We start from the raw sequence: 21,385 nt of genomic DNA, 5'->3' as shown, positions 1-21,385 counted from the left end.
TAATTAATAAAATCAGATAGTTATCTTTAGAAATAATAATCTAGGCCAAGTTCAATAAAGTCATCTTTACGACCAAAGTATAGCAGGTCATTCGGGGTTTCATTTTCAAACAGCCATGCATCGATACGCCACTTGAGCTGATTGTTAACTCGGCTACTCGCTTCGAGCTTGGCGTTGTATACGTCACTATTATCAAGATCTTGAGTTATACCCATTAAGAGTTCGGTGCCATCCTCATCATTAAAGGCAAAACGTAGCCCTGCAAAAGCGTCATTTTGCCCTATCGTCTGAGCATTGTTTCCTCGGCTGTCATACAAGTATTCCGCAATAAAGCCGATATCAACGACGGAGTCCAACACGCCTACCCATGTGTATTCAAAACCGGTCACAACACCGGTGTGGTGATCGTCACTGTCTCGGTAAATGCTCTCAAGCTTCCACAGCCAATCGCCGACAATACCCTGGATATCAATGCCAACTTGAGACATTTGTGCGTAGTACGGTTTTATCTCTCCCCCATCCAAACGATAGTAGGGATCACGATTGGTGCCTTTAAAATAGCTGACTCCGACATCCCAATCTCCAAGCATTTTGCTATATCGAAAGGCAAAATCGGTGTGTTTCTCCGCTTGCGAAGATTGATATAACGCATCTTGAGAAATGGGCGGATTAGGCCTTAACCTGCCCTCTTCGCCTGAAAACGTTCGCTCACGAAAATACGGCAGCACAAACCAATCTGTTGTTCCCCACTCTTTTACGACCGTCACATGCACCATCGGCTGTCCTAGTTTGGCTTCACCATCCACCGATTCAACCGCATCGGTCTGGTTAATCACATCCACTAAATGCGCCGATTCCGTTACCCCCCAAAACACTTTGCCGATGCCCGCTCGCAACTCGTAATCTCCCCAATAATTGAGGTAGAGTGCTTCGCGTATATCGCCATGAGAGCGCTCTTCATCCACCGCATCCCAACGATAAAACGGGATAAAAGTAAAACGGCCATTACCCTCACTTTGCTGCCAATAAAATTCAGGCTCGAATACCAAGGAACTTTGGCCTCTGTCTTGACCTTGTAGCCCTGATGAAAAGAACTGCCTATGTTCAAGACTTGCGCTGCCCGAAAGCTCAATGCCAAAACACGGTAACGCTGCGGTGACAAGCAGCGTTGAGGCCAGCAACTGGCCTCCCTTAACGATGGTTTTCTTCATGTATCGATCCCATTACTTGATGCGTTTCAGCACGTTTTGCTCGAAATCGCTTTCCGTTAAGCCTGTTCGAAACGCCATTGCATTGGTCGTCAGTTCTGTACTCTTGCCCGTTTGATGATTCACCATCGTCATCTTATGGGCTCGCCAGTATTGATTGAGGTATTGCTGGTACTCATTAAATACGAGGGTTTTGAGTAACGCATTTTTGCGATCATAAAACTCCATCTTCAAAGGACGATAATGTTGCTGATCCAGCCAAACCAGTTGGCGCGTATAGCCCGAGTTTTCATCCGTTGGCACTTGTTCGATAACAAATGCGTTTTCTCCATCTATCGATTCATCACCCAAATAAGCAAAACGGTATTTTTCCAGCTCGAACGAGCTGAGATCTTCATAGGCAAACTCACTGCCCATAAAAGGGCCGGATTTATTGCGTGACGAAATGCGTTTCACCCGTTTAAGCGCAGGTAAATAAAGCCACTGATCGTCCGCATCGCTGATGTGCGAATGGTTGAGAAACGCCGTACCTTGAACGTCTCTTGGCTCATCGAAAATGGTAAGCCCTTTGTCACCATCGGCTTCGACCTCCAGCGACTTCAAACGCATCAAACGAAGGCTACTTTCGCCTTGTGCATTTTTGAGGAGCATTTCCATGGTCGCGACCGAGTCCCCCCAACCAAGGTCACGCTGCTTGCGCTCCTTGGCGATTTCTAGTCCTTTGGCTTGATCATTGGCCATTGCTGGCGTGACTCCCAGTGCAGCAGATAGTGCAGTAAACAAAGCCGCCACAATCGCCATCGTATTGAGTTTTTGTATGCTGAGTCTTTTCATCTTGATGTCCTTATTACGCTTGATTCGGTTGAATAGGTGTTGTGTTCGGCTCTTGAGAGGTGTCCGGTTGGGCATATTCCGCTGTATCAAATCGCATCAGTAACGATGGCAATAGAACGAAGTCGATCACCAAGGCGACGAAGATAACGATGGCGCTTAACTGCCCCATGTCTGAGTTGAGGCGGAACTGTGACATCGCCAACACCGAAAACCCAGCCACTAACACGACGGTGGTGATCCACAAAGCACGCCCGACAGTATGAAAGGCATATCGCACTGCCTGCTCTGCGTTTTGCCCTGCTTTGCGTGCGTGCTGATACTTGGCAAGGAAGTGGACTGCATCATCGACAACTATGCCAAGCGTCAGGGTCACCACAACCGAGAGACCTAAGTTGATTTCACCGGAGATCAAAGCCCAAAGACCAAAACCAATCACCGCTGGGGCAATATTCGGAACCAAACTGATCATGCCAAGTCGCCAAGAGCGCAGAGCAAAAATCATCAATGCAGAGATGAGGATTAAGGTAATCGGCAAGGTAGAAAGCATGCTGGCCATGTTCGTTTCACCGATATGAGCAAACATCAGCGATGGGCTTGATGCCACCACTTGATATTGCGGCGCATGGCTGGCAAACCATTGATAGATGCGCTCTTCCAAGGCCACCAACTCGACGCTGCCTAAGTTTTTCACAGTCAATTGCAGTTTGACGGAAGACTTGTCGACATTGACTTGGTTATTCAGATCTAAGCCAAATGGCAATGACATTTCGTAGAGAAGCAAGTACTGCGCGGCCAACTCACGCTCTGCTGGCAATGCGTAATAGGCATTATCATCACCGTGCATGTTTTTGTTTAAGCGCTTATAGATGTCCGACAACGATGCTACGTGGTCCGTTTCAGGCTGCTCGCGTAGCCAGTGGGTGAACTCCCCCAAAACCGCTAAGAATTCCGGACTGGCAATCCCTTGTGATTGATGCGTTTTAATGGCAATGCTCATCGTGGTCATGCCACTAATTCGTTGCTCCATAAAATCGGCCGCTTGTCGAAATTCACTACTGGTATCGAAATACTTGACCGATTCGTCGTTGACTTTGTTGTAAGGAATCAAAGCGGCACTGCCTGCAATCACCACGATGGAAAGTGGCAATAAAACGTTGCGTCTGTGCACCACAAGATCCGCTAACTTATCCATAATATCCGACGATTTTGCCGCTTGTTTGGCACTAAAACGCACTGGCAGCAGGTTAAGCAAGGCGGGCAGTAAACTCACGGACAACACACATGCGATCATCACCCCTAGCGCAGACAAATTACCAAAGTCTCGTAGCACGGGAGAATCAGACATGTTCATCATCAAGAAGCCAATCGCGGTGGTTACTGAAGTGATGATGATAGGCACAAAATTGAGCGTCACACTACGGTGAATCGCTTGTGATTTCGGCATACCCTGGCGCATAAAATGGCGCATGCTGGCAATGACATGAACACAGTCTGCGACCGCTAATGTCATGATCAGTGTCGGCACATTCACAGAGGCAACATGCAAAAACATTCCAGCCCAGCCGACAATGCCTAAGGTCGCAACAATGGCGCCAATAATCACCACTAACGTCGCCAAAACACTGAGAAACGAACGCAGCATGAGGGTGAGAAAAACCAAAATCACCAACAACATTGTCGGAACTAACGTCGCGCTGTCGTTTTGCGCCGCCATCGCAAACGAATGGTTCATTGCGATGATACCCGCCTTGTAGATGGTGACATCAGGATACTGTGCGCGATAATGGCTGAGCATTTGTTCAACGTACGCGACCACTTCATTTACTTCAGCGGTTTCATCCACCCCCGGCATTTGCATGGTAATATTGATAACCGCAACATCGCCTTTTTCGGAGACCAAAGCGTTCACCAGTAGCGGTTCTGACATCGCAATCGTGCGAACCTTGGCAATGCGTTCTGCGGTAAGTGGATACGATTGATAAAGAAGATCTTCCACCAGCAGATCATCGTCTACCGCTTCGGTATGTTGGTAGTTGGCAAGCGAGTCGACACGGCTTGAATAAGGGACTTGCCACGCTTGTTCCGTCATTTCTTGGATTTGAGTCAGTGTGCGCTGGTCAAACACATCGCCACTTTTAGGCGCTAAGACTAACGCGATGTTGTCGGTTTTCGCGAAGGTGGTTTGAATCTCATCAAAGGCTTGTAGTTGAGCATTACTGCCATCAAAAAAGATATTGTAATCCCCACGAAAATAGAGATTTTTTGCCCCCATCGCAGTCGCGACAATGGCAATCAGGCTGATGATAAGGGTCCAAAAACTGAACCGCGTTGAGAACGCGAGCAGTGAAGTGCGTTCATTGGTTGACTGCTGAAGATGGTTCATCACACTCTCCATTTGTGACGTTTCGTCAATAATCTCTCTTTAAAAACCAGCAAATGCTGGTTAAGAGAGGAAGAATTTTGGAATCAACAAAGAACAACCTATTTTTGTTTTTCCAAGTTCATTTTTTGACGGTTCGTCACTAAGTGTGATTTAAAAGCCAATCCTTAGATTGGCTTTGTTCCCTTAACGACCAACAGATTCGAGATAAGCGATCTCTTCAGCAAACAGTTCTTGCTCTACCCGTCGCCAGGTTTTGCGATAATCCCATTCGCTCGAAAGCGGCTTCCATCCGAGTCCATCAAGTAGCAAATTCGCGTTATGTAGCACTGTAAATGGATCTTGAAGGCGGCTGATACAGTGACTGTTTGATGCGTTTTGCGTCAAGGCATTCGAACCAAATGCAATTGACCAGTTAGCAAATACAATGGCATCAGAACCCACTGCGGGTGAAAACTTCACATCGCCGACTTCGGCCGCGTAGCTCACGAGAGCATCCGCACCTGAAATCACTTTCTCTTCAAGCTCATTTAACTCATTCACCCTCGCAGGCGACGCTTTCTCTAGCACCCATGGTGTTTTGGCCATGATGGCGCAGGTCGATAGCACAGGCTCTAGACGCGAGTAGATACGGTAACCTACATGCATCGCGATCATTTTTTCTCGCGTCGTACCTTCAAACGCTGCGGTACGATTAAAGAGAAGCGCTTCATTTTTTAGCGAATGAATACACAGCGCTAAAATCACATCCTCTTTGCTGCAAAAATGATTGTAAATCGTCCCTTTTGAGTACGGACTGGCCGCTGTTAGTTTGTCCATCGTAAGGTTGGCAAATCCTTCCTTCTGTACAATGGCTTTTGCTAACAGAATTAATTCAACTTCTCGATCAGCGATAGCTTGCTGTTTTTTCGTCTTTCCAGCCGAAAATCCACACCCTTTTTGCTCATCACTTTTCTTACAACCAAAGTTAAACATCATTCACTCTTCCGTATCGACGTACTCCCGCTGCGATTGTAACACGAATCCCTATTAAAGGAATCTCACTAATTTTTGACGAATCGTCATAAATGACACTTCGTCATAATAGTGCATTTATTGATCTAATCAAGTCATTTTTATGAGAAAAATTGATGAAGGTTATGTGTCAGCCAAGCAGAAGTGCAACTCACTCCATATGCAGCAAGGGTTCAGCAATTAAAAGAGGCGATTGGAGATCAAAACAAAACGATTAACATTCGAGCAGGCTCACAAATTAGTACTGGTGACACAAGATATTGATACTTTCCATGAATAGATGTTCTTCTTCCAATGATTCCTCTAGTATCCGTCAATCATAAAAAACACTACATTAATCACAAATTACAAGGAAAGTAGAGTGAAACAGTGTCATATTGCACTGTGTGCGCTAACTGCATCTTGCTTGCCGTTTACAGTTCATGCAGAAGATGTCGCCGAATCTATGGTGGCGCCACCGACTCAAAACAGTCCGTGGAATTTGACGTTTTCGACTTCATACAGCCGAAACGCCTACCCCGACAACAGCTATCTTGCATCACGTTCTCTCGACGCCAGTCTCACCGTGAAATATGAAACGGAAACCAACTGGCTCTTTAGTGCCAATTTCAGTGGCGTTCATCAATTCGACGGGCATGAGGGACAGTATTGGCGAGATGTATGGTTACGAGCGGTTTACCGAGATCTCTACCAACCAACAGAAAATCTCAATTTTTCTGCGAGTATTCGTGGGTTAATTCCTATCTCTGACATCGCAAAAACCACCGACCTTTCTACTGCTTTTCGTGCGGATCTCAATCTCAGCTATGACCTTGGCTTTTTGCTTGAAGGGCTACAACTAACAGATTCCGTTCGTCTAAGAAAAAATTTCCATCGTTACACCACGGCAGGCAATCTCCAGCTCGAAGAGTATCGCCTGAGTAACAGTTTTGGTTTGAGCTACGAATATGGTGACTGGTGGATCTCCACCACCATTGACAGTTCAAAATCGTGGACCTACCGAGGTTCAGAATATTCTCCTGAATTCTCACACGCCGAAGAGATTGGTTACAACGTAACTGAAAGCTTTTCTGTCGCTGCTGGTTTAACCAACAGCGCCCGGTATTTCGATACCGACCGAGGACCAAACCCAATCGACACCTTATTCGACTTGGACAAGCCAACTTACTACTTAACACTCACATATAACTATTAAACTGGTGCACAACATGTATAGAAAGTTATTACTCGCCACTATGGTGTCTGTGGCATTGTATGGCTGTGGCGCAGAGGAACGCGCATATGAATATCAACCGAGAGCTGAAGAGCAAATAACTAAAAGCTCTTTAGATACTGAAGCGCTTTGGCTTTATATGCCATCGACAGGCGCAGCGCCACGCTACGCGGCAACCCAACGAGGATTTTTTCAGGGAACGCCCAAATTAGTCACGCTGCGTTTCGATAAAGCCAATGGCATCATCGCAGAAGAAGTAGACCGCGATACCATTATTAATGGCAAGCCAAGCCGATACGACAGCAGTATCAACCTCGCTCCGGTTCTTAAGATCCCTGGTGAATTCCAGCAATATCGCTGCGCTGAAGATCAGTTTGATGAGTGCACCAACAAAGAAGAGCTCAACACAGACGCCAGTCTAAACTGGCAAGATACCACTCACTTCACTCCCGATTACGCGGGCATCAAGTCATTGGCCGTTGATACCGTTGACGCATGGTGGACTGCTGACAATGTCACAGAAACCGCCGAGCCTCGTTTAGTGCATTGGGAATACGACGCGACTGCCGGTGTCATTAACGTTGAAGTTGAACGCACATTCACCGCCAGTGCTGATGATATGTATCAATTTGGTTCTCAACTGGAAGATCTTTCTTTCAAAACGCGTTTTTTCTACTCGCTGGTGAAGCTCGACAAGCTTGCTAGCCCAGATTACGAAGTGGTCCACTACCCAGGCAAAGACTCACAGCGTTATGGTTTTTTTAATGATGAAAAAACACCGCTTTCAGTCAATGGCGAGGCCAATCTACAAGGTGAGAAGTTCCGACTCATTAACCGCTTCAACCCGAAAAAAGAGTCTATCGATTACTACTTAAGCGACAGTTATTTTTTACCCGAGGGGAAGGAGTTTCTGCAAACCACCCTCGATACGATCGAACACATTAACCAGATTCTCGCTGGTACTGGTGTGCCAAAAATCAACATCGTCAATAAAGACAAACCTGCAGGCAAACATCCCGGTGATTTGCGTATCAACATGTTTAACCTGATCACCGATCCGGTTGATAACGGATTGCTAGGCTACGGCCCATCAGCAACCAACCCGCTCACAGGTGAAATTGTCCATGCGCATGTGAACCAATATGCAGGTGTGATCCGCGCTTCGGCTCGTGAAATGTGGCGCAGACTAGCGGTTCACTACAATCGCCAAGAGATTGCCCGCCCAGCAGAGTTCAAATTGGATGAGACAGACCCAGCGGTCAACAATGGAACCGATGAATCTGATGCAGGCACCACCTCCATGACCTTTGGTGCCGAAAGGGTCTCTGACTTCATCGTAGATAAAAATATCACCAATATTCAAACGTCCCTACCCTTGGTGGCTGCTAGTGAGCCAGATTTCAATGACGGCGTAGTGACTTGGCTTCGCCCAGATATGCAGAACGAATACAGCTTCAACAAACAAGCTTTATCCTACGCAAAACAGCGCCAAGCCTACGCTGAGCAAAACATGTACTCTGATCAGTTCTTGTGGGTAAGCACTCAGTCAAAAGGGTTGATCAAAGGTATTGATTACAAAGCGGGTGGCTATTTTGACAACGCTCATTTAGACCCTTCTGCGCCAGATTACGCCGACAAGGTCAACACCAAGCTCAAAGCGTGGGAAGATCTCAACGCCGATCAGCAAGCGCAAGTAACCAAACAGATTTCGCAGCACATTTATACGTCAACGTTAGTCCACGAGCTTGGCCATAACCTCGGTTTGCGACACAACTTTATGGGCTCAATGGATAAAAGTAACTTCTATAACGAGCAAGAAATCACTGCACTTGGCTACGACAAAGTCCCCGCTTACAGTTCTATTATGGACTACGGTGCGTCCATTTTTGACGAGCTGCCAACTTACGGTAAGTACGATATTGCCGCATTGCGTTTTGGCTACCAACGTCAAGCGGAAGTTCAAACGCTTGATGATAAAGGCGAAACGACAGTGGCTTACGTTAGCTTAAGTGAAATCGACGAAAAAGTGCGTCAAAACTACCGTGCTTATCCACTCGGTACTTTGGAAGTGCTCAAAGAGCAGTTGAAAAAACTAGACGATAGCCAACCGACTCAAAGCGTTAAAAATTACTACTACTGCTCGGATGAAAACACTAGCAGCACAACCACCTGTAATCGTTTTGATGAAGGCACCAATATCCTTGAACTGACCGAATTCCGTATTCAGCAATACTGGGATAGCTATGAGTTCCTTAATAAGCGGAATGGACGTAACCAGTTTTACGAATATCAGGTGCATAACTACACCGTCGCGCGCCTCAATCAGTTCAATGAAATTCGCAAAGTTATTGAAGATTTAGGTGAAATTGACTACTACTTCGCGCAACTTAAAGGGGAAGAGGAAGAGAGTTACGGGCAAAACGTAGCAAATTTCTACACAGACAACTGCCAATATAAGTTCCGTAGAAGTCAGCTACCACAAGGGGCACAGATGATTTGTGACACCTTTGATGCAGCCTTATTAGCGGCAGATTTCTTTGTCAAAGTGATGGCACAACCTAATCATGTTTGTGAAATTGAAGTCGCAAACGACGACCAACCGCTATATCGTTTTGTCGCGTTGAATGATTTGTGGACACAGTATGGCCCTCGTATCGACTATAAAACCACGCTTCCAGAGTCATGTTTCGACCAAGATTTGGTCGCTGAGTTAGCAAAAGGGTCACAGCCAATCAAAGTACTCGCTGAGACGCGTGATGGCCGCCCGTATGCCGATATGAAAGCCAACAACCCGCATCAGTCCTCATCCTCCGCCATTGATTTAATGGGAATTTGGCCTGATAAGCTGCTCGCCGCGCAGATGCTGGTCAAACGAAATGATTGGAACAGTGTGAGAGCTAAATCCAATATGGCACTAATGGATGTTTCCGATGTTCGCAGTGGCACTAAAGGCACACCAAGAAAAATGAAAGAGTACCTTAGCTACTTGGGTTTCGCCGATGACAAGTTCCGTTCTCCTGTCTTCGTTGATCAAACTGGTGAGTATGTTGAAACCAAGTCACGTTACGTACCAGATCTGCGTAGCTCTATTGAGGTGCCGCCATATCTCTATGGTATTAAAAGCTACTTCCAGTTGTCACAGAGCACCGTAACACCATATTTTAATGCGTTGCTGACCAACTTAGTGGCATTCGGCCAAGCTGAAGAGTATGGGCTTTCTGATAGCTCGCAACATTTGATCGACGATATTACTCTGACGAAACCAAGCTTATCTGTCGACTTGAAAGGCGGTTACGAATTTACTTGGAAAGCACGTAAATACATGGTGACACGTCGCAATGGTCTGGCAAAAGAGATTGCTAAAAAAGCCATGTTTATTGATGGAAGAGAGCTACACCTTGAGCTTTTGAATAATTTGCCTAATCCAGTAAATACATACCTTAACTTTGCTAAGTTAGGTATCCGTTCACAAAAGGACGCTACATTGTATTTGTTGCGAGACAGTAACACCGTTGAAGTACTGAATGGTGCTAGCTCATTTAACAGCTTATTTAACCCCTTTAGCCCAAAATTTGTCCATGATAAGACAAACAACTGCTACTACCCTAAAGGGCAAGATGCTGCCAATGGCTGTCACAAGCAAAACGACCTTTTGGTCGCTTGGCAAGCTATTGATGCCAATAAAGAAAGTGCTCCTGAATACCTTGAAAATCTAATTGCCTTTTCCGCACAAGCTGAAAAAGATATCGAGGAACAGATTAAGAAGAATCCAGACTACGCACAATATTACGCTATTCCAGTGGAAAGCATCTGGCTATGGAATTCTGGTGAGTACCGTCGCTACCGTCGCTCCATTGAGCAGTTGCCCGTAATGGATTAAGTACAAAGTAACAACGTCAGTAAAACAAAGAGCCGCCCCGCTTCATGTGACGGCTCTTTTTTAGTTTTCATTCAAGATAGCCAAAGAGTTCGTTTATCCCACTCTAGAGAGCAAGACTCGGCTTATCGCCTGATTTGTCAATTGCATCTTTGATTTGGTTTAAGAAATCACTTGGCAGTTTTCCAATGCCATCAGAGAACATCAACGGCTCATGCGGGCTCGCGATCAAGAGCACGTTTTTGAAATCAGACACTTCAAAATTACCTTCCGCCATGTTTTCGCTATGATACTTCAGCACTTCTTTGGCAATCACTTTACCAATCGCTTTAAGTTGGTCATCGGTCAAATTCATACGTGAAAAACCAATTTTGACGCAATCTTTGTACGCCGTAGTCTGCTCTTTCAGTGTTTGTGTGTACTTTTTGTTGAGCTTAGAGTTGTCCGCAAAACGATAGTACATTGGACCTATCAAACTGAACTTGTGATCTTCACTTAACTTGATCAAACCTAACATTTCCAAAGCACGGAAATAGGAGTAAGTGGTTGATTCATCAAGCCCATGTTTTTCTTTCATCCAACGAAATCCGTCTTTATCGCGCAAATGACGAATTTCTCGGTAAAAGTCGTAAAGTTCCGGAAAATTGAAAAACACTTCGTCTTGAGTGTGACTGAAGTAATTTTCATCGTTAGTTTGTAACTGAACCGCCAATTTTTGCAGCTCTTCTAGCGAAGTATCTGTCTCACGGCAATATTCCAGCAGCTTATCGAGCGAAATGTTCGAGCTATAAAGGTGTCTTTTAAACGTAGAAAGAGGTATTCCTAACCTGTCAGACAACTCTCGATATGTCAGCCCCTTGCTTTTGATCGCCTGTCTTAAAGCAGCCAACAGATACTCGGGAGTGGTATCTTGCATATCTTCTTTCCCTATTATTAGTATTTCCGGGCTACATTTGTAACCAGTTCCAAATCTTTCGCAACTATTTATGTTGATTTAGTTATAAATAATGTGCTCAAAAACGTGTTTTATCATTTATGGAACAAATATCACCAAACACACACATTTTAAGTAGTTATCTCGTTTATTCATTAAAAACAATAACAAAGAGAACATCATCCTCTAATTTCATCATTTAGAGTATTTTTTCTAATTTCTGTTAAGTGTGGCTACTTTTTAACCTTAAATTGATACAGATATCGAAAACAATCGACCGATTGACCATGCAAGATCACATAATTTGCGATCAAGTTCATCTGCCTAAAACCACACTTTTCGAGCACTCTTTGCGATGCAAAATTATCAGAGGCAACCACGGCAAGCACGCTTCTAAAGCCTAAGTTTTCCAATACCACCATCGATTTCGTCACCATTTGTGTAGCAATGCCTTTTCCTGCACTCTCTTCAGAAAATCGATAACCGAGCGTCGCAACGCCACGGTTAAACTTGATGTCGTGAAAATTCACGCGCCCCACAATGGCACCCTCATCCGATTCAACAATCATCGGTAGCATTCGCTTGTGTTGGTATTCTGATAAACAATAATCGATGTGTTTTCGGATCCCCTGCTCAGAAAACATCGACGCGTCTCGCGGTGTGATGAAACGCTCAAACCAATGGCGATTTTCGTATTCAAATACCAGCAGCGATGCGTCATCGCTACCACTTAGCATTCTCAAATGAAAACGCCCTTGCTCCACATTTGTCACTGATGACCTCATTATTGATTCCACTGATACTCCATTTGCTTGGCCGTCTGACGAGCCAAACCCTCGCCTTTCAACTTGGCGACCAAATAGAGGCTCATATCTATACCAGCAGAAATGCCACCACTGGTGGTGTACTTTCCGCTATCCACCCAACGTCGTTGCGACAAAACCGTCAGCTTGGGGTAACGTTGTTTTAAATCTTCGATGTCTTCCCAATGCGTCGTGACTTGCAAACCATCAAGCAAGCCAGCTTCCGCCAGCAGAAAGCTTCCGGTACACACGGAGGCGACTAAACTCGCCTGCATTGCCGTTGTACCGATCCAGTTGACAACATTGCGTTTCTTGACTTCATCACGATGATCGCCCCCTACAACCAAAAGCAAATCTAAGTGAGGGTGATTGTCGATGGAATAGTGAGGCTGAACATAGAAGCCACCTCGCCCTTTCACCGGCTTGCCTGTTTCGCCAATCAATGCGACTTGCCAATGGTTTTCACCAAAACGGTTGGCGGTTGAAAACACTTCAAATGGCCCTGAAAAATCGAGGACCTCCGCCTCATCATAAATATAAATTCCAATGTTCATCCTTGCCTCACTGATTATCCATTGTTTCACTTCCAAGTGGTTTAAGCGCTTTTCTCAGCACAGTTAACGCTGCGAAGTCACTGCTCTGATTTACCTCCCCATACGGGCATCAAGGGCCACCATCGTTATTATTTACTTTTTTGTAAATATCAAATGACCTGACCTATATTCAAATGGCTAACGCTCATTATGCTGAGCATTGAGGAGAATGATCATGAGTCAGGCTGCGTTAATAACTCGATTAAATGAATTACCACGTATTCAAAGTCTGCTGCAAGAATTACTGGAGATGGTTAACCAAGAAGAGGTTAACTTTGGCGCTTTAGCGAAAAAGATATCGATGGATCAAGTGCTCAGCGCCCGATTGCTACGTATGGCCAATTCCGCCCACTTTGGTGGTACGAAATCCATCGCCACCATCAATGATGCTTTGATTCGTGTCGGCACGGGCCCCGTGAGAACGTTAGTGGTCGCCTCGGTACTTTCTAGCGCTTTCCCGCGGGTCAAGACCTTAGATATGGAAAAATACTGGACCGACACCTTCGAGGTTTCGGTCATCTCGTCCAAATTGGCGGCAGAAGCGGGAATGGACGTCAATGAAACCTTTACCACTGGAGTCTTGCACAACATTGGCGAGTTGATGATCCACACGTTAGTACCCGAACAAGCCGTAGAGATTAATCAACGCGTTAATAAAGGGGCAGACGCCATTGCAGTACAAGAAGAGCTACTGAATGTTTCATCACCAACATTAGGGGCCAAATTGGCACGAAGTTGGAAGTTTCCTGAAGAGATGGCGGATGCAATTGAACATTTCCATGAACCCAGAGAGGCCGATGTATCACCAAAGCTCGCGACCATTATCCATTTCGCTCGTGCAATAAACAAAAGTTGGGATGATTTTAAAGATCCCAGTGAAAAAGCACATTTCCTAGCCAATCATCCCGATTCACGGCTGCTGTGTATCTCCGCCGCTTTTGTCGACAAGATAGATAAAGTGAGAGGAAACGGGCGTGATTTGGCAATGCAAATGGTGGCCGCTTAGCCGTGGCTGAGCTAACTTGATTTAGTCTCACAATCAAACAATCGGGGGAGCAGCCATGACAGCGTCTTCACTCGGTTGTTTTGATTTGACCTACCGCTTTTCGTTGCAGCCCTCTTTTATAACAACAAATTTTCAAGCGCCTGCAACTGGGTTATGGCCACGATCTGAGGCGGCGGTGTATGCCGGTGATGATTTAACCAAATGGCGGAAAGCCCAGCCTGCTTGGCTGGAATGATGTCCTTATCTAGACTGTCTCCAATCATACAAAGCTCTTGGGGCTTTACCCCCAGCGCAGAGGAAATGGCGAGATAAAAGTCACTTGAGCCTTTGAGAAACGGAATGTTTTGCCGATTAAAATAGCCTTTAATGAAAACATCGATTTCAGCACGTGCAAATGCTGCATGAATATCTTTAATTGTTGAATCGCCAGCACCGGTTGCAACGTAAAGTGGATAGACAGAGCTCAGTTTTCTTAAGGTCTCAGAAGCACCATTAACCAATTGAATTTTATCCCAATACCTCATCTTTCCTTGCTGAGTTTTGTCATCAATCATGAGAGTATCTCCCCAATCAAACAAGATCGCTTTATGCATTGTTCCTCCATGAAAATTCGCTGGCCTTTTTACCAACCTCTCAATAATAAACTCTTGTCGTAATAATCAATTTTATTCATTAGACTCAAGTGATAAATTGTCCGTTAATTCGCGCAACACGCGTTGCGTGCCAGGCCATGAGAGGGACTTTCCACTCATGTTTTGTTCTTAATATCCGTTGCTGTATTTCGGATATACTCTGTGAGATTAGATGTGGAACAAACATCCAAATTAGACCGCGTTCGCGCCGACTACAACGTGCACTACTGGAGTCAAGGTTTTTACGGTATTGACGACCAAGGCGAAATGTACGTTTCCCCACGTAGTGATAATGCCCATCAGATTCAGCTAAGCAAAATCGTTAAGCAGCTAGAAGAGCGTCAGCTCAATGTACCTGTGCTGGTTCGATTTCCGCAAATCCTGCATCAACGTGTGCATTCAATCTGTGACGCGTTTAACCAGGCAATTGAAGAATATCAATACCCAAATAAATACCTGTTAGTGTACCCAATCAAGGTAAACCAACAGCGTGAAGTGGTAGACGAGATTCTTGCCAGCCAGGCACAACTGGAAACCAAACAGCTAGGCCTAGAGGCAGGCAGTAAGCCTGAGCTTCTCGCCGTTCTAGCCATGGCTCAGCACGCAAGCTCTGTTATCGTTTGTAACGGTTATAAAGACCGTGAGTACATCCGTTTGGCACTGATTGGTGAAAAACTTGGTCACAAAGTCTTCATCGTACTTGAGAAAATGTCCGAGCTAGACCTTGTGTTAAGAGAAGCAAAAAGTCTTGGTGTGACACCCCGTCTTGGCATCCGTATTCGCCTGGCTTCTCAAGGTGCAGGTAAGTGGCAAGCCAGCGGTGGCGAGAAATCGAAATTTGGTCTCTCTGCATCACAAGTGCTGAATGTGATCAGCCGTTTGAAGAAAGAAAACCAACTCGATACCTTGCAGCTCGTCCACTTCCACCTAGGTTCGCAAATGGCGAATATTCGCGATGTGCGTAATGGTGTGAATGAATCAGCACGTTTCTACTGTGAACTGCGTACATTGGGTGCCAACATCACGTATTTCGACGTGGGTGGCGGCTTGGCGATTGACTATGATGGCACTCGCAGCCAGTCTTCCAACTCGATGAACTACGGCTTGGTGGAGTACGCACGCAATATCGTCAATACCGTGGGTGACGTGTGTAAAGATTACAAGCAACCAATGCCAGTGATCATTTCTGAGTCTGGTCGTTCACTGACAGCACACCACGCAGTGTTGATCTCGAACGTAATTGGTACTGAAACTTACAAACCAGAAACCGTGACAGAGCCAGAAGAAGACTTCCCTCTTCTACTGAACAACATGTGGCGCAGCTGGTTGAACTTGCACAATGGCACCGATGCTCGTGCACTGATCGAAATTTACAACGATACGCAAAGCGACTTGGCGGAAGTGCACTCACAGTTTGCGACCGGGGTATTAACCCTTGAACATCGCGCGTGGGCAGAACAAACATCGCTGCGTATCTACTATGAATTGAACCGTTTGATGAGCACGAAGAACCGCTTCCATCGCCCAATTCTTGATGAATTGTCAGAGCGTTTAGCGGATAAGTTCTTTGTCAACTTCTCATTGTTCCAATCATTGCCAGATTCATGGGGTATTGATCAGGTCTTCCCTGTTCTGCCACTGTCTGGCTTACAAAACGCCGCTGATCGCCGTGCAGTGATGCTCGACATCACCTGTGACTCAGATGGCGCGATTGACGCCTATGTAGATGGTCAAGGCATCGAAAGTACACTGCCAGTACCTGCATGGAACGAAGATGAGCCATACTTGATGGGCTTCTTCCTCGTGGGTGCATACCAAGAAATTCTTGGTGACATGCACAACCTATTTGGTGACACCCACAGTGTTGTGGTGAACGTGGGCGACCAAGGTGAGATCAACATCGATTTCATCAACGAAGGCGACACCGTCGAAGACATGATGCGTTACGTACACATCGATGTAGACCAAATTCGCAAAAATTATCACTCTTTGGTATCGCAGCGCGTTGACCAAGAGGAACAGCAACAAATTCTAGCAGAGCTTGAACAAGGTCTGTCTGGTTACACCTATTTAGAGGATTTCTAAATGAATGATTTGTTTACTAAAACTGATTATTCACTCTACTCAAACTCGATGAGTTTTGTGCGTCGTCCGTATGTCAAAGATCCTGTCGCAGCAGACGCTGACCTAGTTGTTTTTGGCGCACCGCTAGACATGGCAACCTCTGGTCGTCCTGGCGCGCGTATGGGCCCAGATGCGATCCGTCGTGCATCGGTGAATCTTGCATGGGAAGGTAAGAAATTCCCTTGGGATTTCAACCTTTTCAAAAAGGTGAAAGTGATTGACGGTGGCGATCTTGTCTTCGATTGTGGTGATGCAGAAGACTTCACTTACCGTATGGAAGCAGCTACCTCTGCGATCCTAAAAAGTGGCAAAACAATGCTTGGCCTTGGTGGTGATCACTTCATCACGCTGCCTATTCTGCGCGCTTACGCAAAACACTACGGTGAAATGGCACTGATCCACTTCGATGCGCACACCGACACGTACGCAAACGGCAGCAGCTATGACCACGGCACCATGTTCTACCATGCGCCAAAAGAAGGGCTTATCTCTCCTAAGCATTCCGTACAAGTCGGTATCCGTACTGAGTACAAGCAAGAAGGTCACGGCTTTAACGTCATCAATGCGATGCAAGCCAACGACATGAGCGTAGAAGAGATCCTTGCAGATATTCGCCGCATCGTGGCAGATAAGCCGGTGTATGTGACGTTTGATATCGACTGTCTCGATCCGGCTTTTGCACCAGGAACTGGTACACCTGTCTGCGGTGGCTTGAACTCGGACAAGATTTTGAAAATCATCCGTGGCCTAAAAGACGTTAACATCGTTGGTATGGATGTGGTAGAAGTCTCTCCTCCATACGATCAAAGCGATTTGACGGCACTGGCTGGCGCAACCATTGCGCTGGAACTTATGTACGCTTGGGCAGCAAATAAAGAGTTTGAATCAGAGTTCTAAGCGAAGACTTTGAAGCAAGACCACCAAATCCGATAAACTCTGTTTATCGGATTTTTGTCTTTCTAGACTATCGTTTTCCCCACCTTTTATCACTTTTCCCACGAAAGAGATCGCCCCTCTAATCCAAAGAGAACCACGCAGCGAAGTGATTTTGCACCGATGGCATGCCGACTTTACCACCTTTAAAACAAGACCCTCTCGCTCACCCTACGTCACCAGCTTACGCTCACTTACATAAATACTCTAATGTCATGAATGTCATTAGCGGTAACATGGACGCGGTTTATTAATACCCAAGATTATAATTTTTATATTTATTTTTTCTTTTAGAAGGATGTCTGCATGATGTCACTGTCTATTCGAGGGAAGGTGCTTGCACTATGCCTTCTATCGTTATTCGGATTTGCTAGCATGTTGTCCATTAGTGGTTCCACCCTGACCAATAACACTGAACAGGTTCGTCATATCGACAAACTGTACTATCCCGTCATGAACTCCGCAGCGCTCAACTTAGTGCTGCTCTCCCAACTTACAGAGCGCTTTAACCTTGCGGTTACCCTAGGCGATGAAGAGCTGCTGGATTTGAACCGCACCACGCTTGAGGAAATCGTTGAGAACCTTGCGTTACAGGCGACATTGCAACCCGCGTTACGTGAACAAACCACCACGTTGCGTCGGCTTTTAAATACTTACTTTCAATCAACTTATGATGTGGCTCTCGGCATGATTGATGGCAACCTTGATCTCTCCGCCGCTGCGCAAAAAGCAGACGCCAATCGAAAGACGCTTGACGCACTAAAAAATCAGATGCAGCAATTTTCACATGCTCGAGTCGCGGATTTTGAACGCTCCGTGACGGAGCTTGAACAGAACAATGTCGCGGCCACTCAACTCATGCGTGTGTTGGGCGCCACTGCATTGTTGCTCACCATTTTGATGGGTTGGTTTGTCACTCGCGGCATTAGACTAGATTTAGGCTCATTCGCAGAAAAGATGCGTGATATTGCCGACGGCGATGGCGACCTTACTGTTCGCATCCGTCACGAGAAAAATGATGAACTGAAACCCGTTGTCGATTCATTCAACGCTTTTGTCACCAAACTTCAGCACAACGTCACGCAAACCATTGAGAACGTGAGCAAACTGGACCAAATATCCAGCACTTTGGTTGCTTCCAGCCACACTACGGCAGACTTGTCTGAACGCCAATATAAAGAGATTGAAGATGTGTCCCATTCACTTGGCCAGTTGTTCGACGCAGCGAAACACATCGCCTCGCACGCCAGTGAAGCCTCCACATCCGCCAATAGCGCGAGTGAAGAAGCTGCCAACGGCGAAGCGCAGGTCCAAAGCACGATTGTTGCCGTTCGAGAACTGACGGCCGAAGTGAGAAATGCCTCACTCGTGGTTCAGCAATTGGATCAAAATACGCAAAACGCAGGCTCGATACTCGATGCCATCAGTGCCATCGCCGAACAAACCAACCTGCTCGCCTTGAACGCAGCGATTGAAGCCGCCCGAGCAGGAGAACAGGGGCGTGGGTTTGCCGTCGTTGCTGACGAAGTCAGAACACTGGCCTCTCGTACTCAATCTTCCACCCAAGAGATCCAATCCGTTTTGCATGAGTTGCAAGAACAAACCAAAACGGCCGCAAACATCATTTCTGAGAGCGCTTGCCGCGCAGAAGAGTGCGTGCAGAAATCGTTGGTCGCAGAGCAATCCTTACAACGCATCACCAGAGACGTTTCCGACATCAGCAGTAAAAATGGCCTGATTGCATTTTCAACCGAAGAGCAGGAACGTGCCTCCAGTGACATTGAAGCCATCGTCGACAACATTCGCAGTATGGCACAGGGCACCGCTGACAGCGTCGGCGAACTTGACGCAGTAGCACAAAACATCAACGCAATTACGGCAAACTTATCCGGTTTAACCGGACACTTTAAGGTGAAGTAATCCTTCGCACTTGCTTTGGCACTTGGTCGTGTTGACCAGGTGTGGATTGCCGCACCTTAAATTTCATAAAAAGCAAAAATAACGAACACAGTAGTGGAGTTCAGAATGAAAAAAACCATGTTAGCAAGCCTCATCGTTGCTACCACTTTTAGCACCAATGCTGCCAATCTTGAGGATCTGTCCATCAGTGGATTTGGCTCCGTCGGTATGGGCAAATCAAACAACGATATTGGTTACGCACGATACACAGCGGAAAAAATCGATTGGGAACAAGAAACCTTGGCGGGTCTTCAGTTTGATTTTCAAATCAACGACAAGGTGAAGTTTGTCACCCAATTGGTGGCAAACAGCCGCTATGATTATGCGCCTAAAATTGAAATGGCCTACGCCTCTTACGAATTTGAAGCTTTCACTGCTCGCGCGGGTAAACTGCGTTTGCCTTTGTTCTTCTATTCTGACTACATTGATTTAGGCTACGCCTACCCGATGATTCGTCCGTCTCAAGAGACTTACGAGCACATCGTACTTAAGAGCTACACCGGTGCAGATCTTCTTATCCCGGTTGAATTTGAGCACTCAAGCCTACTGCTACAGCCCGTTGTCGGCATTGCCACCATCGATGAGGATGATTCGAGCATTGGCGAAGTCAAACTGGACAAAATGCTCGGCCTTTCTGCTAACTGGAACTACGGCGACTTCTCGCTGCGCGGCTCTTACTTTATCGCCGAAGCCAATCCTAAATGCGACAAAGGAGATACCAACTCGGCCCCTTGCCAACGTGCTGCGTTGTTAGGCGTTCACAAGCAAGATGGCCAGTTCATTTCACTTGGCGCGCAATATGATAATGGCAGCCTGCTCGCGAACATCGAAGCGACGGACGTGAAGCTCGATGGCAAGTTCAGTGATACCCGCTCTGCTTCGGGCTTGCTGGGTTACCGAGTGGCCGCCTTTACGCCATATTTAGCGGTAAGCTGGATGCAAACCACCGATAACGATGAGCGACCAGCACCAACTCCTGCCCTTGCCGCAACAAACCTTCCTGCGTATAAACAAGCGCTCGGGTTGAATCGCTTGATGAACTATGAGCGCTTATCCTACTCCATTGGAAGCCGTTGGGATTTCGCCACCAACATGGCACTGAAATTCGATATCACGTACGCCGATTATCAAAACACCAGTGGCGGCTTTAAGAGCAACATTGATAACACTGGAGCGTTTAATGAAAAAGACAGCGTGGTTTACTCTGCCCGTCTAGATTTCGTTTTCTAAGGAGCCTCTCATGAACAAACTGATTCCATTTTTTGCAGCATCCCTACTCTCTTTCAATGCGATGGCAGGCATGGTTGTCATTGGTAATGCAGCGGGCGTCGACTCTCTTTCCCAAAATGAAGTCAAAAAGCTCTTTTTGGGGCAAAAAAATCTGCTCACCAACGGTGCAAAAGCACGCATTGTTGAACTTAGCGATGGCTCAGAAGGACGTATTGCTTTTCACAACCTAGCCACAGGGCGCAGTGAGTCTCAGCTGCAATCCGCATGGTCACGATTGGTCTTTACTGGCAAAGCAGAAGCACCCATCCAAGTGGCCGACTATGCAGGTGTGATTGCGGAAGTGACCAGCAACACAAACGCGATTGGGTACGTTGACGAGTCAGCATTAACGGCTGATGTTAAAGTCCTACTCAAACTTTAGCAGGCCAGCCACAGACAATCCGTTTCAAGCACCTCTTGGGTCACAGCTGAAGACGAGCAAAGGGCGCGACATTTCGCGCCTTTTTCATTAACCAAGAACCGATAAACACTACTTATCATTTTTTCATTTGCACTCCTTGCTATTTAACGGCCCTAAATGCTCTTTCGGTATCTAATTACTGCAGCGTTTTCATCGGGGCTAAGTCTAAACACCAATCAGGCTCT

The 21,385-nt window shown here is 46.3% G+C and carries 16 protein-coding genes; 8 read left to right on the top strand and 8 right to left on the bottom strand.

Features of this window, described 5'->3' with window-relative positions; genetic code table 11:
* Positions 1-26 precede the first annotated feature (26 nt).
* From VV1_RS11160 to VV1_RS11145, 4 genes are all read right to left on the bottom strand, one after another.
* Entirely contained in the window at positions 27-1,211 is a 1,185-nt protein-coding gene (locus VV1_RS11160) for a hypothetical protein (protein WP_011080235.1), read from the bottom strand.
* Between the two features lie 12 nt (positions 1,212-1,223).
* Entirely contained in the window at positions 1,224-2,009 is a 786-nt protein-coding gene (locus tag VV1_RS11155) for an outer membrane lipoprotein-sorting protein (protein WP_011080234.1), read from the bottom strand.
* A 46-nt stretch (positions 2,010-2,055) separates the two neighbouring features.
* On the bottom strand, positions 2,056-4,437 hold the full coding sequence (locus VV1_RS11150; RefSeq protein ID WP_011080233.1) for an efflux RND transporter permease subunit: 2,382 nt from the start codon (positions 4,435-4,437) through the stop codon (positions 2,056-2,058).
* A 171-nt stretch (positions 4,438-4,608) separates the two neighbouring features.
* Positions 4,609-5,397 carry a TetR/AcrR family transcriptional regulator gene (locus VV1_RS11145; RefSeq protein WP_039555204.1) on the bottom strand — a complete coding sequence of 263 codons (789 nt, stop codon included), beginning with the start codon at positions 5,395-5,397 and terminating at the stop codon, positions 4,609-4,611.
* Between the two features lie 400 nt (positions 5,398-5,797).
* Here VV1_RS11145 and VV1_RS11140 point away from each other — a divergent pair, with 400 nt between their 5' ends.
* Positions 5,798-6,631: a TonB-dependent receptor gene (locus VV1_RS11140; protein WP_011080231.1), complete on the top strand. Its 834-nt coding sequence runs from the start codon at positions 5,798-5,800 to the stop codon at positions 6,629-6,631.
* Positions 6,632-6,644: 13 nt separating this feature from the next.
* Positions 6,645-10,529, top strand: coding sequence for a zinc-dependent metalloprotease (locus VV1_RS11135; protein WP_243742141.1), 3,885 nt, complete (start codon positions 6,645-6,647; stop codon positions 10,527-10,529).
* A gap of 103 nt (positions 10,530-10,632) precedes the next feature.
* Here the strand turns inward: VV1_RS11135 and VV1_RS11130 are convergent, their stop codons facing one another.
* The 3 genes from VV1_RS11130 to VV1_RS11120 form a co-directional block, all read right to left on the bottom strand.
* Complete coding sequence (locus VV1_RS11130; RefSeq protein ID WP_011080229.1) at positions 10,633-11,442, bottom strand: helix-turn-helix domain-containing protein; 810 nt, start codon at positions 11,440-11,442, stop codon at positions 10,633-10,635.
* Positions 11,443-11,693: 251 nt separating this feature from the next.
* Positions 11,694-12,245 (bottom strand): GNAT family N-acetyltransferase, encoded by a 552-nt coding sequence (locus tag VV1_RS11125; protein ID WP_206760889.1) that lies wholly within the window; start codon positions 12,243-12,245, stop codon positions 11,694-11,696.
* Positions 12,245-12,817, bottom strand: a complete 573-nt coding sequence (locus tag VV1_RS11120; protein ID WP_043920976.1) for a DJ-1/PfpI family protein — start codon at positions 12,815-12,817, stop codon at positions 12,245-12,247. Before VV1_RS11120 ends, VV1_RS11125 begins: the two co-directional genes overlap by 1 nt.
* Before the next feature lie 214 nt (positions 12,818-13,031).
* Between VV1_RS11120 and VV1_RS11115 the strand changes: the two genes are divergently transcribed.
* Positions 13,032-13,862, top strand: a complete 831-nt coding sequence (locus VV1_RS11115) for an HDOD domain-containing protein (RefSeq protein WP_013571561.1) — start codon at positions 13,032-13,034, stop codon at positions 13,860-13,862.
* A gap of 116 nt (positions 13,863-13,978) precedes the next feature.
* Here the strand turns inward: VV1_RS11115 and VV1_RS11110 are convergent, their stop codons facing one another.
* On the bottom strand, positions 13,979-14,455 hold the full coding sequence (locus VV1_RS11110) for an HAD family hydrolase (protein ID WP_043920975.1): 477 nt from the start codon (positions 14,453-14,455) through the stop codon (positions 13,979-13,981).
* A gap of 213 nt (positions 14,456-14,668) precedes the next feature.
* On the opposite strand from VV1_RS11110, the gene speA reads away from it, so the two are divergent.
* From speA to VV1_RS11085, 5 genes are all read left to right on the top strand, one after another.
* Positions 14,669-16,579: an arginine decarboxylase gene (gene speA / locus VV1_RS11105; protein WP_013571559.1), complete on the top strand. Its 1,911-nt coding sequence runs from the start codon at positions 14,669-14,671 to the stop codon at positions 16,577-16,579.
* Positions 16,580-17,515 carry an agmatinase gene (gene speB, locus VV1_RS11100; RefSeq protein WP_011080223.1) on the top strand — a complete coding sequence of 312 codons (936 nt, stop codon included), beginning with the start codon at positions 16,580-16,582 and terminating at the stop codon, positions 17,513-17,515. It begins immediately after the preceding gene.
* Between the two features lie 489 nt (positions 17,516-18,004).
* Positions 18,005-19,471: a methyl-accepting chemotaxis protein gene (locus VV1_RS11095; protein ID WP_193387263.1), complete on the top strand. Its 1,467-nt coding sequence runs from the start codon at positions 18,005-18,007 to the stop codon at positions 19,469-19,471.
* A gap of 105 nt (positions 19,472-19,576) precedes the next feature.
* Positions 19,577-20,740 (top strand): hypothetical protein, encoded by a 1,164-nt coding sequence (locus VV1_RS11090; RefSeq protein WP_011080221.1) that lies wholly within the window; start codon positions 19,577-19,579, stop codon positions 20,738-20,740.
* Between the two features lie 10 nt (positions 20,741-20,750).
* Positions 20,751-21,161, top strand: coding sequence for a type 2 periplasmic-binding domain-containing protein (locus tag VV1_RS11085; protein WP_011080220.1), 411 nt, complete (start codon positions 20,751-20,753; stop codon positions 21,159-21,161).
* The last annotated feature ends 224 nt before the right edge of the window (positions 21,162-21,385 follow it).

The sequence above is a fragment of the Vibrio vulnificus CMCP6 genome, from assembly GCF_000039765.1.
Lineage (GTDB): Bacteria > Pseudomonadota > Gammaproteobacteria > Enterobacterales > Vibrionaceae > Vibrio > Vibrio vulnificus_B.
Note: the sequence above shows the minus strand (reverse complement) of the source record. Positions and strands in the feature narration are given on the sequence as shown.

What these genes read in the sequence shown, in the direction of transcription:
- VV1_RS11160 (WP_011080235.1), bottom strand. Translation starts at nt 1,211, where the DNA reads ATGAAGAAAACCATCGTTAAGGGAGGCCAGTTGCTGGCCTCAACGCTG.
- VV1_RS11155 (WP_011080234.1), bottom strand. Translation starts at nt 2,009, where the DNA reads ATGGCGATTGTGGCGGCTTTGTTTACTGCACTATCTGCTGCACTGGGA.
- VV1_RS11150 (WP_011080233.1), bottom strand. Translation starts at nt 4,437, where the DNA reads ATGGAGAGTGTGATGAACCATCTTCAGCAGTCAACCAATGAACGCACT.
- VV1_RS11145 (WP_039555204.1), bottom strand. Translation starts at nt 5,397, where the DNA reads ATGTTTAACTTTGGTTGTAAGAAAAGTGATGAGCAAAAAGGGTGTGGA.
- VV1_RS11135 (WP_243742141.1), top strand. Translation starts at nt 6,645, where the DNA reads ATGTATAGAAAGTTATTACTCGCCACTATGGTGTCTGTGGCATTGTAT.
- VV1_RS11130 (WP_011080229.1), bottom strand. Translation starts at nt 11,442, where the DNA reads ATGCAAGATACCACTCCCGAGTATCTGTTGGCTGCTTTAAGACAGGCG.
- VV1_RS11125 (WP_206760889.1), bottom strand. Translation starts at nt 12,245, where the DNA reads ATGAGGTCATCAGTGACAAATGTGGAGCAAGGGCGTTTTCATTTGAGA.
- VV1_RS11120 (WP_043920976.1), bottom strand. Translation starts at nt 12,817, where the DNA reads ATGAACATTGGAATTTATATTTATGATGAGGCGGAGGTCCTCGATTTT.
- VV1_RS11115 (WP_013571561.1), top strand. Translation starts at nt 13,032, where the DNA reads ATGAGTCAGGCTGCGTTAATAACTCGATTAAATGAATTACCACGTATT.
- VV1_RS11110 (WP_043920975.1), bottom strand. Translation starts at nt 14,455, where the DNA reads ATGCATAAAGCGATCTTGTTTGATTGGGGAGATACTCTCATGATTGAT.
- speB (WP_011080223.1), top strand. Translation starts at nt 16,580, where the DNA reads ATGAATGATTTGTTTACTAAAACTGATTATTCACTCTACTCAAACTCG.
- VV1_RS11095 (WP_193387263.1), top strand. Translation starts at nt 18,005, where the DNA reads ATGAACTCCGCAGCGCTCAACTTAGTGCTGCTCTCCCAACTTACAGAG.
- VV1_RS11090 (WP_011080221.1), top strand. Translation starts at nt 19,577, where the DNA reads ATGAAAAAAACCATGTTAGCAAGCCTCATCGTTGCTACCACTTTTAGC.
- VV1_RS11085 (WP_011080220.1), top strand. Translation starts at nt 20,751, where the DNA reads ATGAACAAACTGATTCCATTTTTTGCAGCATCCCTACTCTCTTTCAAT.